This window comes from Pseudarthrobacter sp. W1I19, from assembly GCF_030817835.1.
Lineage (GTDB): Bacteria > Actinomycetota > Actinomycetes > Actinomycetales > Micrococcaceae > Arthrobacter.
In genome coordinates, this window is record NZ_JAUSZR010000001.1 from 2,092,632 (window position 1) to 2,106,667 (window position 14,036).

Sequence of the window (14,036 nt, forward strand, 5' to 3'; positions counted from 1 at the left end):
TGCTCTGACCTCGTCGTCGATCGTCCGACCAGTGTATTTCTGGACATGCGCGGGGCACTCTCGACGGCAGTCTCGTCGTCCTCGGCGATCCACCCAACCTGTCGCGAGCCCAGTCCTGCGGCGATTGCGGTGGCTGTCTCGCGCCAGCTGGTGAGCGCGGTGATTGCCAGGCAGGGCTGATGTGTCGCAAAGGATGCCCGCGCAGCGTCGATCAGATCCCGAGCACATTCGTCCCGGTCCTCGGCTCTTAGCGCGTACATCCATGGGAACCGGCTGGCCATGTGCTCGGTCAGGGGGCCGTCCTCAAGCGCAGCAGCGAGAAGCAGTGCGGCGATGTTCAGGAGCTCTGCCCGGGCATCGGCTTCGTGCTGAGACATGAGCACCAGTGACTCGCCGTCGCGGCGAGTCACCGTGACAGGGTGGTCCTCCGCCTCCGCGAAAACCTCGGCTGAGTGCTTGCTCAAGTCCGAGGACCGCCTAGTGGCCGCGGGTCGGCCAGCAACGAGAGTCATGCCTGCATCGTATTCGGAACGTGTTCGGAAGTCGCGGGTTGGGTCGCTGCAGCGCGTAACTTCGGAGCGGATGGCGCTCATCTCCGACGCCCATGCCTCGCTTCGATGAATCGCATCTGCGCCCGGACGTCGCCGTGCGGGCGTGGGCTCGATGGCGTGGCGGAGGAGGACCTCGTTACTGGTCGGGGACCAGGGACGGGCAAGGAGGAAGTCGATGAGCTCGGTGACCTCCTCGGGCTTCACGGTGGTGGAGTCATAGCAGAACGTAGTCGATAGGGGAGGACCCATTTCGTGCCTCTAGAGGCAAGTCAGCGCTGCCCCGCGCTCGTACGTTCGAGGTACTCCGTAGTCCAGTGGTTGAGGAACAGTCCTCGGTCGTCTTTGGAATGCCACAGCTTGTGAATCGTCGGCTGGGAGAGAATTGAACGGCGCAATGGCTCCAGCGCATCGGCGACGATCTGCCCGAGGTGGCCGAGGATCTGGACCTGGCCCGTCGCGTGCCCCAAGAGCATCGGGGACATGGTGCTCAAGGTTGGCTCGCCGGGCTCCTTCGGTATGCCGAAGTGAACTCCACCCTCGACGTGCGAGTAGTAGCGAATCACGCTCTTTACCGTGAGATCGTTGCCTTCGGCAACGCCGATGACGGTCCTGAGAAATTGCTTGAGGGTCATCGGCGACGCGTCCGGTCCGCCGACGATTTTCTCGTCTCCGATCCCGAAATAGCGCGTCAAGCCGTCGCCCGCAAGTCTGTCCTCTAGGTCGTTCCACGAATGGATGCGGAATTGCACCGGCACTTCTCGCCTCGCGGCACGTACCTTATGGAGCAGCGGCGCGTCATCGATCAGGAGCTTGCGCAGCAATGGCGCGATGCCCAGCAGCTCGTACCGTGTGCGCATCGCCGGATCCTGGCACCTGCGACGGATGTCGTCGACGGTCTCCACAAACAGCCACTCGGCAAGGATCATCTGCTCGCCGATGTCCCACGCCATCAGCTGGCAGCCTGTTCGTCGGAGGCCAATGGTACGTGCGCTGAGCCAATTGCGAGGGTGAGCTCCTGCATCGATTCGCCCTTCACCTGCCTCGTTGCCACGTATAGCTCCTCTCCACTGACCTCAGTATCGCACCACCCACGGCGTGTAGGTCCGCCTCGATGTTCCGCCTGACAGAGCCCGGCCGCCAGCGCTCGGAGAGCATCCGACGAAGCGTGCACAGCTGTCCTGAATGACCCACCTCATGAAAGATCTTTGGTGACCATTCATTGGCCTTCCCAGCTCACCGGTCGAATAGAGAATGAATAGGGGTGGCGTTGCTGAACTGGTTTCACCAGCGCTGGAGGAACGAAATCTCAGAGGCGGTTTCCCCTGTGACCAGGGGAAACAGCCAATATGAGCTACCCACCTCGTCTTTTAACATTCACTGGGGCCAACTGCAGCCTGGTGCTCGGCGCCCTGCTGCTGGCCTGCCGGCGGCTCCGCCTGCCCCGGGTGCCTGCGGCGGCACTGGCGGTGGCAGGCCTTGGACTGTTTGTCCTCCTGGTGGGTCCGGACGCAAGTGTCCTGCGCGCAGCCCTGATGGGAGCCGTGGCAGTGGCTTCCCTGGCGGGTGGACGTACCGGCCGGGGGCTGAGCTTCCTGTGCCTGGCCGTGATCGGCCTGTTGCTGGCGGACCCGGGGCTGGCGTCGAGTTTCGGTTTCCTCCTGTCGGTGCTGGCCACGTTGGGGATCATCATCCTCGGCCGGCACATCATGGATTGGATACCGGCACCGATACCGCGCTGGGCGGCGGCCGCGGTTGCAGTTCCCTTGTCCGCGCAACTGCTGTGTGGGCCGGTGACCGTGGTGCTTCAGCCACAGTTTTCAACGTACTCGCTGCTGGCCAACGTCCTGGCCTCACCGCTCGTGGCACCCGTGACACTGCTGGGAACAGCTGCCGTTCCCCTCGCGGTGCTGGTCCCGTGGGCGGGAACTGCCCTGATCGCTGTGGCAGGCACCTTCAGTGCCGGAGTTGCAGCGACGGCGAGACTTGCGGCGCAACTTCCGGGTGCGGCCCTTCCATGGCCCGAAGGCGTTCCCGGACTGCTGACCATGCTGTTCCTGTCCGTGCTGACATACGGGGCTTTATGGGCGGCAGCCCGCCCACACCGGCTCCGCCGCGGAATCAGCGCAGCCCACGGGCAGACCGTTGCCATGATTGAACGGCTGGAGGGATACGCGGCCCGTACACTGCGAAAAGTTTGCGGCCCGCCGCTGCCCGGGCTGGGCCGGGGATCGCGTCAGGTCGGCCGCGGTGCCGGCTTGGACCGGGCCCCGGGACATGGCAGGCTGGGATACTCCACCAAAATTTCCGGAAGGAAGCCCCGATGGCCGCTGCGCAGAAGCGTGCAACCCGTTCCCCGGCATCGAACGGCCCCACCTGGCGGGACGTAACTCCAGCCGGCGTGGTCCTGGTGGGCGGTCCGGAAGAGTACCTGGGCATCAGGGCCATGGACCGCGTCCGCGCCCAGGTGCGGGCAGCTACCCCTGATGTCGAAGTGAGCCGCATCAATGCCTCGTCCTACGAGGCCGGGACCTTGCTGATGCAAGTCAGCCCCTCCCTCTTCGGCGAAAGCAAACTCATCGAGGTCGAAGCAGTTGAAGCGATGAACGACGCTTTCCTGGCGGACGCGCTGGCCTATCTCGCCCACCCGGAGCCCGATGCTGTCCTGGTGCTGCGCCACGGCGGGGGAGCCCGCGGCAAGAAACTGCTCGACGCCATCAAAAAAGGCGGCTGGCCGGTAGTGGACTGCCAGCCCCTGAAAAAGGACGCGGACAAAGTGGCGTTCGTGGCGGCCGAGTTCAAGGCCGGGGGACGGCGGATCGAGCCGGACGCGGTGCAGGCCCTGGTCAACGCCGTCGGGGCGAATCTCTCCGAGCTGGCGGCAGCCTGCAGCCAGCTCATCGCCGACGCCGGCACCACGGTCACCACTGACATCGTGGACCGTTACTACGGCGGCCGGATCGAGGCAACGGCCTTCAAGGTGGCAGATGCCGCCATGGCAGGAAACGGCCCGCTGGCACTGTCCACCCTCCGCCACGCACTGGCGACGGGAGCAGATCCCGTTCCACTGGTCGCCGCCCTGGCGGCCAAGCTCCGGACCGTGGCCCGCGTGGCCGGCGCTTCCGGTTCCTCGGCGCAGATCGCGGCAGAACTCGGGATGCAGCCATGGCTGGTGGAACAGGCACAGCGCGATGTCCGGCGATGGACGCCGGAAGGCCTGGTGCGCTCTATCCAGGCGACGGCTGAGGCCGACGCCCAGGTCAAGGGATTGGCCAGGGACCCCGTGTATGCGGTGGAACATGCAGTGCGGATCATTGCGATGTCAGTCCAGGGCAGGTAGGCCGCCAGTACCTCGCCGGGAGGAACTTCCGGAGCGGTCGGTATTCAGGTATAGGGTCGGCGTTATGGCGTTGCGACTTGTTCAAGTGAACTTCAAAGCGGGGGATGACTCAGCGCTCGGCCGGTTCTGGGCGGACGCGCTCGGCTGGGGCGTATCCAGCGAAGGGCCCGGCGTGACCAACGTGGAACCGCTGGGCTTCGTCTGGCCGGACCCCGCGGCCGTCTGTGTCGACGTGGTCAGCGTCCCTGATCCGAAGACGGTGAAGTACAAGGCGCACCTGGACCTGAACAGCACCTCCGCAGCCCATCAAGCCGAGCTGGTGGCGCACCTGCTGCAACTCGGGGCGACGCCCGCGGGCGTGGGCCAGCCCGATGTGCCCTGGACCGTGCTGGCAGATCCGGAGGGCAACCTTTTCCGCGTCCTGGAGCCCCGCTCGGTCTACCGGGACACCGGACCGATCGCCGCCGTGGTGGTCAGTTGCAGGGATCCACAGGCGATGCTCCGGTTCTGGGGCGGAGCAATGGACTGGACCCTGCATGAGGCAACCGACCACTTTGCCAGGCTTCGTTCATCCATGGGCGTGGGGCCGTATCTTGAGTTTCATCGCCAGCCGGCAGGAGATCCCGGATGGGGCCGGGTCCACCTGGACCTGATGCCGTACCCCGGCGATGATCAGGCAGCGGAGGTGGACCGGCTGCGAACGCTGGGTGCCACACATGCGGACGTGGGCCAGGGCAACGTGCCGTGGGTGTGCCTGGCCGACCCGGAAGGCAACGATTTCTGCGTCCTTACCCCGGGCTGATTGACTGCGGGCGCGGAGCCCCCTGCAAAAAGATAGATCGCCGTTAAAGATGTGTGGCCGGTACCAAGCGGTACCGGCCACAACCATCAGTTCAAGCGAACTGGAAACCTTACAGTGCGTTGACCTTCTTGGAGATCGCCGACTTGCGGTTCGCTGCGTTGTTCTTGTGCAGAACACCCTTGCTAACAGCCTTGTCCAGCTTGCGGCTGGCAGCAACCAGGGCCGTAGCAGCGGCATCCTTGTCCGAGGACTCAACGGCAGTGTTGACGGCGCGGATGGCCGTCTTCAGCTCGGACTTGACTGCATTGTTGCGCAGGCGTGCCTTCTCGTTGGTGAGGATGCGCTTCTTCTGGGACTTGATATTCGCCACGTGTGAACTCTCTTTTTAATGCGGAAATGGTCTAGAGGGCTTTCAGATTGGCCATTGACTGAGCGGCGTGGGGATACCTATGGCGGCCAACCATCAGTGGCCGTCGACCTGCACGGACACACAGCTATAAAGAATAGCAGGTCAGGCGCGGGGCTGGCCATTTTGCATAGGCTGGTCCCAGCCGTGTCGCCGCCGGAGTGCTGCTGCCACCTTTTCAAAACGCTTCCGGTCCAGCACTGAGCCTTCCCTGCGGACACTGTTCGGGTGCAACTGCACGATGCGGTCCACCCGAGCCTCACTAGGGCGTCCCTGCCGGTCCCAGGCGCCAGGTCCAAGGTCCACGTAGTCCTTTGTTGCTGCCGACGCCGGCACGCGGTCTTTGCTGGTCAGCATGAGTCCCAGCAGGTAGCCGCCGCTTCTGCCCACCACGAGTACCGGCCGGTCCTTGCCCCGGCTGAAGTCCTCCTCGTACGGGACCCAGGCCCACACCACTTCGCCCGGATCAGGTGCACCATCCGGTTGGGGCGCGTAGCGGACAGAAAGGCTGCCCCGATAATCGCCCGGATACAGGTTGTCGGGGCGCTGACCGCCCTGATCCGTCGGGGGGATGGAGTTGCTCCGGCCGGGCCTGCCGCTCCGGGCCGGGCGGCCCCCGCCCGCAGGTTTGCTTGTGCCGGCTTTTCGAAGGATGCGCAGGCCGGCTTTGACGGCGCTTGCGAGTGAATGGAGGTTGATGGCCATCCCGCAACCCTATCCCCGGCGGCCTCCCCGCCGGGGGAACGTCAACAGGCCCGGAAATGCGGTGGCAGGGGCCTGGACGTGGGACACTGGAGGTTCCAAGATGTGCGGCTGACCGCTGGGGCCTTCGTTGTGCCCCGCTGGCGGAACCGCGTGAATGCCAACAGTAAGGACCCTGCGTGTCTCCCATGGCCCGCACCGCCCCGGTGCCCGCCGCGACAGATCCGGCTATTATTCGGAACTTCTGCATCATCGCGCACATTGACCACGGTAAGTCCACCCTGGCGGACCGCATGCTGCAGTTCACCGGGGTCGTCCAAAGCCGCGACATGAAGGCCCAGTACCTGGACCGCATGGACATCGAACGCGAGCGCGGCATCACCATCAAGTCCCAGGCTGTCCGTATGCCCTGGGAACTCGACGGCACCAGCTACGCGCTGAACATGATCGACACGCCCGGCCACGTGGACTTCACCTACGAGGTCTCCCGCTCCCTGGCGGCCTGCGAAGGCGCAATCCTGCTGGTTGACGCAGCGCAGGGCATAGAGGCCCAGACGCTCGCCAACCTGTACCTGGCGATGGAAAACAATCTCACCATCATTCCGGTCCTGAACAAGATCGACCTCCCGGCGGCCCAGCCCGAGAAGTACGCGGCAGAACTTGCCAGCCTGATCGGTGGAGACCCCGAGGACGTGCTCCGCGTTTCGGGGAAGACCGGAATGGGCGTTGAAGCGCTGCTGGACAAGATCGTCCGCGACCTGCCCGCCCCGGAGGGCGACGCAAATGCTCCTGCCCGCGCCATGATCTTCGACTCCGTCTATGACACCTACCGCGGTGTGGTCACCTACGTGCGCGTTGTGGATGGCATGCTGCACCCGCGCGAACGCATCCAGATGATGTCCACACGGGCCACGCACGAACTCCTCGAGATCGGGGTAAGCTCCCCGGAGCCCACCCCCTCCAAGGGCCTGGGCGTTGGCGAAGTGGGCTACCTCATCACGGGCGTTAAGGATGTCCGGCTGTCCAAGGTCGGTGATACCGTCACCAACCTTGCCAAACCGGCTGCTGACTCGCTGCCCGGCTATGCCGATGCCAAGCCGATGGTCTTCTCCGGACTGTATCCCCTGGACGGCACTGACTACCCGGTGCTTCGCGATGCACTGGAGAAGCTGATGCTCAACGACGCCGCGCTGGTATATGAGCCGGAAACGTCCGCTGCACTGGGCTTCGGGTTCCGCGTGGGCTTCCTCGGACTGCTCCACCTGGAAATCACGCGTGAACGGCTCGAACGCGAATACAACCTGGACCTCATCTCCACCGCACCCAACGTGGAATACGAAGTAACGCTGGAAGACAAAAAGGTGGTCCACGTGACCAACCCCAGCGAGTACCCTTCCGGCAAAATCTCCGAGGTCCGCGAGCCGATGGTGTCCGCCACCATCCTGGCACCGAACGAATTCGTCGGCGCCATTATGGAACTGTGCCAGAGCCGCCGCGGTGTTATGGGCGGCATGGACTACCTGTCCGAGGACAGGGTGGAAATCCGGTACCGCCTGCCGCTGGCCGAGATCGTCTTCGACTTCTTCGACATCCTGAAGTCCAAGACCCGCGGCTACGGCTCGCTGGACTGGAAGGCCGACGGCGACCAGGTGGCCGACCTCGTCAAGGTGGACATCATGCTCCAAGGCGAGCAGGTGGATGCTTTCTCCGCAATCACCCACCGCGACAAGGCGTACTCCTACGGCGTCATGATGACCACCAAGCTGCGCGAGCTCATTCCGCGCCAGCAGTTCGAGGTGCCCATCCAGGCTGCCATCGGCTCCAGGATCATCGCCCGCGAAAGCATCCGCGCCATCCGCAAGGACGTCCTGGCCAAATGCTACGGCGGCGACATCTCCCGCAAGCGCAAGCTGCTGGAGAAGCAGAAGGAAGGCAAGAAGCGCATGAAGATGGTGGGCCGCGTGGAGGTCCCCCAGGAAGCGTTCATTGCCGCCCTCACCACCGACGAGTCCAAGGACAAGGCCAAGAAGTAGTGAACACCGCGTCCGGCAACACCGGAGGCCACCGCAATGCCTAGTACTCTTCCCCTCGGCGACCCGGCGCCGTCGGACGGCCTGCTGCCTGCCCAGGCAGCGGACGGCGCGGCGGAGCGGGCGTTCGGGCTGTACGTCCACATACCGTTCTGTGCCGTGCGCTGCGGCTATTGCGACTTCAACACCTACACCGCAACGGAACTGGGCGGCGGCGCCTCTCAGGATGCCTACGCCCAGACTGCCGCCTCGGAGGTGACGCTGGCAGCGAAGGTCCTCCCGGCGTCGGGCCTTCCTCCCCGAAAACTGAGCACGGTGTTCTTCGGCGGCGGCACGCCCACGCTGCTGCCCGCCGCAGACCTGGCCCTGATCCTCCGCCGGGCCATCGACCAGTGGGGCATCGAAGATGGCGCCGAGGTCACCACGGAGGCCAATCCCGATTCGGTGACGCCGGAATCCCTCGCGGTCCTGAAAGAGGCCGGGTTCACCAGGGTCTCCTTCGGTATGCAGTCCGCCGTGCCGCACGTCCTGAAAGTCCTGGACCGGACGCACACCCCAAGCCGCGTTCCAGAGGTGGTCCGCTGGGCACGGGAAGCGGGACTGTCGGTCAGCCTGGACCTGATTTACGGGACGCCGGGGGAGTCGCTCGCTGACTGGCGCCACTCGCTGGAAACCGCGCTGTCCTACGAGCCCGACCACATCAGCGCCTATGCGCTGATTATTGAGGACGGCACCAAGCTTGCCGCCCAGATCCGCCGTGGTGAAGTTCCCGGTATTGACGACGACGATCACGCCGACAAGTACGAGCTGGCCGATCAGCTGATCACCGAAGCCGGCCTGGGCTGGTACGAGGTCAGCAACTGGGCCCGAACGCCGGATCAGGCCTGCCGCCACAATCTCGCCTACTGGCGCGGGGATGACTGGTGGGGGATCGGGCCCGGTGCGCACTCGCACGTGGGCGGCGTCCGCTGGTGGAACGTCAAACACCCCACAGCCTATGCAGGCCGGCTGGCCCAGGGCCTCTCGCCGGCCGCCGGCCGGGAAACGCTTGACCCGGAAACCCGGAACGTGGAGCGGGTGATGCTTGAGGCACGGCTGCAGTCAGGCCTGGCTGTCTCGGCCCTCGGTGCCGACGGCAGGCACGAAGTGGCCGGCCTGATCGCGGACGGCCTGGTGGAGCCGGCGGCAGCCTTCCGGGGCCGGCTGGTCCTCACGCTCAAGGGCAGGCTGCTTGCCGATGCGGTGGTGCGCCGGGTTCTCCCGGACTAACCCCCGGGCCCAGCCTGGTCGAGGCTGCGTGCCGGTGGTTGGGCCCACGCTGGCAGGGGTCCCTGGCCGAAGCGAAGCGAGGCTGCGTGCCGGTGGTTGGGCCCACGCTGGCAGGGGTCCCTGGCCGAAGCGAAGCGAGGCTGCGTGCCGGTGGTTGGGCCCACGCTGGCAGGGTTCCCTGGCCGAAGCGAAGCAAGGCTGCGTGCCGGTGGTTGGGCCCACGCTGGCAGGGTTCCCTGGCCGAAGCGAAGCAAGGCTGCGTGCCGGTGGTTGGGCCCACGCTGGCAGGGTTCCCTGGCCGAAGCGAAGCGAGGCTAGGGTGCCAGTGGGGACTACTTGATCCAGCGGAGGTTGTACTGGTAGCGGTGCGGCTGGCCGCGGTTCACGTGGATTCCGGCCGCCACCGAGAAGCATGTCAGGGCAATCCAGATCAGGGTTGCGATGACGGCGAAGATGTTGCCCACAACCGGCACAAACACCAGGATGTTGGCAACCACGGCGGCAATGGTTGGGGGCAGGCTGAAGTTCAGCGCCTCCTTGGACTCCTGCGCGGTGAAAGGGCCCCGGTCACGGAAGATCAGGTAGATCAGGAGTGCAGGGACGCAGCCCAGGATCCCGCCGAAGTGCGAGAGCGTAGCCCACTGCCTGTCTTCGCTGGCCGTCAGGGGCAGCGCATTCGCGGGGACGCCATGGTACTCCGAACGGCCCTGGCCGCCCTGGCTGTCCCTGTGATCTTGTGCGTTTTCCGCCACAGTCTGTTCCTTCGAAAGTGCAATGCTGCTGAGTAAGAATGCCAATATCTGCTGAGGCACTGCCAGAAGCAGACACCGCGGTACCAAGAATACTTGGTGAAGCCGCCCCCGCCGACGTCCGCCCGTTGGATCCTGTCAGCTCAGGGGACAGTGAGGAAGTCGATCACTTCCTCCACCCTGCCCAGCAGGGATGCTTCCAGATCCGCGTAGGTGCGCACGGCGCCCAGCAGTTTCTGCCAGCCCAGCCCGATGTCTTCCTTGGTGGCGTGCGGCCAGCCGAATGCCTTGAGGATACCGGTCTTCCAGTCCTGCCCGCGCGGCACTTCAGGCCACTTCCCAATGCCCAGGACGGCCGGACGGATCGCCTGCCAGACGTCGACGTAGGGGTGGCCAACAATGAGGACGTTTCCCGCGGCGCCGGGGGAGGCCATCACGGCGTCCGCGATGCGCGACTCCTTCGAATCGGGCACCAAATGGTCCACAAGCACGCCCAGGCGCCGTCCGGGACCGGGCCTGAAACCGGCAACGGCCGCCGCCAGGTCATCAATGCCGTGCAGGGGTTCGACGACGATGCCCTCCACCCGAAGGTCGTCGCCCCATACCTTCTCCACCAGTTCGGCGTCGTGCTTTCCTTCCACCCAGATGCGGCTCGCCTTGGCCACCTGTGCCCGTTGGCCCGCCACCCGCACCGAACCGGATGCCGTCCTCCCGCCGGCCGGGCCGCCGGTCTGGGCTTGCTTGGGCGCCGGTGGCATCAGCCGGATGGCCTGGCCTTCCAGGAGGAAACCGAAACCCAGCCGGAAGGACCTGGACTTGCCCCGGCGGTCCTCCAGGGCCACCACGTGCATGCCGCCTGATTTTTCCACCCGCGTCACTGCGCCAACCCAGCCGGACTGGACTTCCTCCAGGACCATTCCGCGCTCCACCGGCACTTCGGGCAGTTGCGAGCGTGCGGGCGCCGTCAGGTCCTGGGCTCCCCAGTTCTGGTATTGCATGGATGAACTCCGCTTCGTGCTGGATCCGGACCCGGAATTTCGCCCGGAGCGGTACCAATGCTAACAACGGGGCGAGTCATAATAGACTGTTAGCACTTAGGCATGTCGAGTGCTAACCCCTGTGAGGTACGGTGCGGGCGGAACGGCTGCCCTGATCCCTGGATGGAGGTGGAGTGTGAGCGAACCGCGCAAGCTTGAAGTACTGCGGGCCATCGTGGAGGACTATGTCCACTCGCGCGAGCCCGTCGGGTCCAAGGCCCTGGTGGAACGGCACCATCTTGGTGTCTCCAGCGCCACCATTCGCAATGATATGGCTGCACTTGAGGACGAAGGGCTGATCACCGCCCCGCACACGAGCGCAGGCCGCATTCCCACGGACAAGGGCTACCGGCTCTTTGTGGACCAGATTTCCGCGGTCAAGCCGCTGTCCCAGGCCGAACGCCGGGCCATCCAGTCCCTGCTGGAAGGGGCAGACGACCTCGACGACGTCCTGGAGCGCACCGTCCGGTTGCTGTCCCAGCTGACCAACCAGGTGGCAGTGGTCCAGTATCCGCACCTCAACCGCGCCCTGGTCCGGCATATCGAATTCGTCCTCCTGGCACCGCGGAAGGTGCTGGTGGTGCTGATCGCCAACAGCGGCAAGGTGGAGCAGCGTGTCATCGACGTCGGGCAGGACCTCGGCGACGACGTCCTCGGTGCCTTACGCACGCACTTCCTGGCTTCCCTCGGCGGGACTGCCCTGAGCCAGCTGACGCAGTCGCTGCCCACAGTAGTGTCCGGCGTCGCCCCCGCACAGCGGCAGGCAGCCCAGGCATTGGCGCACGGACTGGAAGCCCTGGCCCACAGCAGCCGTGAGGACCGCATGGTGATGGCCGGGACAGCCAACCTTGCCCGTTCCAACGTGGATTTTCCGCTCAGCATCGGCCCCGTGCTGGAGGCGCTGGAGGAACAGGTGGTGATGCTGCGGCTCCTGAGCGAGATGGCGCAGGACCACCGTGGGGTGGCCGTCAGCATCGGCCGCGAGAACCCGTACGACGGTCTGGCCGAGGCATCGGTGGTGGCCACCGGTTACGGGCCGGACAGCGTCGCGAAGATTGGCATCCTGGGCCCCACGAGGATGGACTACCCCACCACCATGGCCGCGGTCAGGGCCGTCGCCCGGTACCTGTCACGGATTTTGGGTCCCTGACCCGCCCCGTCCGGCGACCAGGCACGAACAGTAGCGCCCGCAGTACAGCTGCAGGCAAAACAACAAGGAAGAGATACGAACTTTGAGCAGCCACTACGAAGTCCTTGGAGTCTCACCGGATGCAACCGGGGAAGAGATCAAGAAGGCCTACCGCAAGCTGGCCCGCACCCTTCACCCGGACGTTAACCCCGGTGAAGATGTAGCAGACCGCTTCAAGGCCGTGACCCACGCCTACGAAGTTCTCTCCGATCCCCAGAAGCGCCGGGTGTACGACACCACCGGCAACGAGAACGGTACGGACAACGGGTTCGGCGGCGGAGCGTACGCCGGCCAGGGCTTCGCCTTCCAGGACATCTTCGATACGTTCTTTGGCGCCGGCGGTTCCTCCGGGCCTGCATCGCGTGTCCGGCGCGGCCAGGACGCCCTCATCAGCGTCCGGATCGAACTTCGCGACGCCGTTTTCGGCGTCAACAGGAAGCTCGAAGTGGATACGGCAGTGGTCTGCCCAACTTGCGAAGGCTCGTGCTGCAGGCCGGGCACCCACCCCGAGCGCTGCGACATCTGCGGCGGCAGCGGCCAGGTCCAGCGGGCGGTCCGGTCCATCCTGGGCCAGGTCATGACCGCCGCCCCGTGCGGCACCTGCGAAGGCTTCGGCACCGTCATCAAGGACCCCTGCAACGAGTGCAGCGGGCAGGGCCGCATCCGCAGCCGGCGTTCGCTGACCATCAAGGTTCCCGCCGGCGTTGCCACGGGCACCCGCATCCAGCTCTCCGGCCAGGGCGAGGCCGGTCCTGCCGGCGGCCCCGCCGGAGACCTGTACGTTGAAATCCGGGTCAACAACGATGCCACCTATGTCCGGGAGGGCGACGACCTGCACGCCACCCTGAACATCCCCATGACCGCAGCCGCGCTGGGAACAGACGTCACCCTGGAAACCTTCGACGGTCCCCAGGAGATCGATGTCAAGGCAGGAACGCAGTCCGGGGAAATCATCACCTTGCGCGGGCTGGGTGTGACCCACCTGCGCGGTTACGGCCGTGGTGACTTGAAGGTCCATCTGCAGGTGGAGACGCCGGCGAAGCTGGACGCGGCGCAGGAGGACCTGCTGCGCCAGCTCGCCAGGTTGCGCGGCGAGCAGATCACGGAGGGCAAGCTGGCCGCCAGCGGCGGTATGTTCGCCAAGCTCCGGGACCGGTTCGGTAACCTGTAGCGGTGAGCAACCCCGTCTTTTTCACGGCGTCCGGGTCCTTGGACCAGATGGCACCCGAAGGACGTTTTGTCCTTGAGGGACCTGAGGCCCGGCACGCAGTGACCGTCAAACGGCTGGCTCCCGGCGAGCCCGTGGACATCGTGGACGGCGCCGGCACCCGAATGAGCGGGAAAGTGCTGGCAGCCTCCCCGTCCGGGCTCGAGGTCGAATGCACAGCCGTGGTGGTTGAGGAGCGGCCCGGCGTCAGGCTGGTGCTGGTCCAGGCCCTTGCCAAGGGCGACCGGGATGAGCTGGCCATCGAAACCGCCACCGAACTGGGGATCGACGCCGTTATACCGTGGCAGTCCGAAAGGTCCATCGTGCGCTGGAAGGGGGACCGGGCGGCCAAGGCCCATGCAAAGTGGCAGTCTGTAGTTACCGCGGCTGCCAAACAGGCCCGGCGGGCCTGGATCCCCGAGGTGCGTGCCGCCGTCGACACTGCCGGTCTCGCTGCTGCTGCCGGGGCGGCCGACCTCGCCGTTATCCTGCACGAGGACGCCGTGCGTCCACTGCGGGTGGTCCTGGAATCGTGGCTCTCGACTGATGCTGCAGAAGGGCCGCGGGAAATATTCCTGATTGTCGGCCCCGAAGGGGGCATCAGCCAGCGCGAGGTGACAAAACTGTGCGGCCAGGGAGCCGTGACTGCCCTGCTGGGACACCATGTGCTGCGCTCATCAACCGCCGGTCCGGCCGCCGTCGTGCTTGCCAGCGATGTCCTGGGCCGCTGGGCGGCGCCCGCAGCCTGAACGGCCAC

General features: G+C 65.6%; 13 protein-coding genes and 1 pseudogene. 8 read left to right on the forward strand and 6 right to left on the reverse strand.

Annotated elements, in window-relative coordinates; translation table 11 throughout:
* Positions 1-71: 71 nt before the first annotated feature.
* Together QF038_RS22320 and QF038_RS09855 are read right to left on the reverse strand one after the other, a co-directional pair.
* Positions 72-512: pseudogene (locus QF038_RS22320) on the reverse strand (prevent-host-death protein); the annotation flags it as partial.
* Positions 513-820: 308 nt separating this feature from the next.
* Complete coding sequence (locus tag QF038_RS09855; RefSeq protein ID WP_307609984.1) at positions 821-1,501, reverse strand: hypothetical protein; 681 nt, start codon at positions 1,499-1,501, stop codon at positions 821-823.
* A 396-nt stretch (positions 1,502-1,897) separates the two neighbouring features.
* On the opposite strand from QF038_RS09855, the gene QF038_RS09860 reads away from it, so the two are divergent.
* From QF038_RS09860 to QF038_RS09870, 3 genes are all read left to right on the forward strand, one after another.
* Complete coding sequence (locus QF038_RS09860) at positions 1,898-2,938, forward strand: ComEC/Rec2 family competence protein (protein ID WP_307609985.1); 1,041 nt, start codon at positions 1,898-1,900, stop codon at positions 2,936-2,938.
* Entirely contained in the window at positions 2,872-3,888 is a 1,017-nt protein-coding gene (holA, locus tag QF038_RS09865) for a DNA polymerase III subunit delta (RefSeq protein ID WP_307609986.1), read from the forward strand. The genes QF038_RS09860 and holA overlap by 67 nt, the downstream gene beginning before the upstream one ends.
* A gap of 64 nt (positions 3,889-3,952) precedes the next feature.
* Positions 3,953-4,690 (forward strand): VOC family protein, encoded by a 738-nt coding sequence (locus QF038_RS09870; protein WP_307609987.1) that lies wholly within the window; start codon positions 3,953-3,955, stop codon positions 4,688-4,690.
* Positions 4,691-4,799: 109 nt separating this feature from the next.
* On the opposite strand, the gene rpsT is transcribed toward QF038_RS09870, so the two are convergent.
* Both rpsT and QF038_RS09880 read right to left on the reverse strand, forming a co-directional pair.
* Entirely contained in the window at positions 4,800-5,060 is a 261-nt protein-coding gene (rpsT, locus tag QF038_RS09875) for a 30S ribosomal protein S20 (RefSeq protein ID WP_091419918.1), read from the reverse strand.
* A gap of 141 nt (positions 5,061-5,201) precedes the next feature.
* Positions 5,202-5,801, reverse strand: coding sequence for a type II toxin-antitoxin system PemK/MazF family toxin (locus tag QF038_RS09880; protein ID WP_307609988.1), 600 nt, complete (start codon positions 5,799-5,801; stop codon positions 5,202-5,204).
* Positions 5,802-5,977: 176 nt separating this feature from the next.
* On the opposite strand from QF038_RS09880, the gene lepA reads away from it, so the two are divergent.
* Positions 5,978-7,831 carry a translation elongation factor 4 gene (gene lepA, locus QF038_RS09885; protein WP_170850802.1) on the forward strand — a complete coding sequence of 618 codons (1,854 nt, stop codon included), beginning with the start codon at positions 5,978-5,980 and terminating at the stop codon, positions 7,829-7,831.
* Positions 7,832-7,867: 36 nt separating this feature from the next.
* On the forward strand, positions 7,868-9,097 hold the full coding sequence (hemW, locus tag QF038_RS09890) for a radical SAM family heme chaperone HemW (RefSeq protein ID WP_307609989.1): 1,230 nt from the start codon (positions 7,868-7,870) through the stop codon (positions 9,095-9,097).
* A gap of 332 nt (positions 9,098-9,429) precedes the next feature.
* Here the strand turns inward: hemW and QF038_RS09895 are convergent, their stop codons facing one another.
* On the reverse strand, positions 9,430-9,849 hold the full coding sequence (locus QF038_RS09895; RefSeq protein WP_307609990.1) for a DUF4870 domain-containing protein: 420 nt from the start codon (positions 9,847-9,849) through the stop codon (positions 9,430-9,432).
* A 140-nt stretch (positions 9,850-9,989) separates the two neighbouring features.
* Positions 9,990-10,844, reverse strand: a complete 855-nt coding sequence (locus QF038_RS09900; protein WP_307609991.1) for a DUF3097 domain-containing protein — start codon at positions 10,842-10,844, stop codon at positions 9,990-9,992.
* 175 nt (positions 10,845-11,019) lie between these two features.
* Between QF038_RS09900 and hrcA the strand changes: the two genes are divergently transcribed.
* The 3 genes from hrcA (at position 11,020) to QF038_RS09915 (ending at position 14,028) form a co-directional block, all read left to right on the forward strand.
* Positions 11,020-12,033 carry a heat-inducible transcriptional repressor HrcA gene (gene hrcA / locus QF038_RS09905; protein ID WP_307609992.1) on the forward strand — a complete coding sequence of 338 codons (1,014 nt, stop codon included), beginning with the start codon at positions 11,020-11,022 and terminating at the stop codon, positions 12,031-12,033.
* An 82-nt stretch (positions 12,034-12,115) separates the two neighbouring features.
* A complete protein-coding gene (dnaJ, locus tag QF038_RS09910) occupies positions 12,116-13,243 on the forward strand; it encodes a molecular chaperone DnaJ (RefSeq protein WP_091419930.1) in 1,128 nt (375 codons plus the stop codon).
* Between the two features lie 2 nt (positions 13,244-13,245).
* Complete coding sequence (locus QF038_RS09915; RefSeq protein ID WP_307609993.1) at positions 13,246-14,028, forward strand: 16S rRNA (uracil(1498)-N(3))-methyltransferase; 783 nt, start codon at positions 13,246-13,248, stop codon at positions 14,026-14,028.
* Positions 14,029-14,036: the final 8 nt, after the last annotated feature.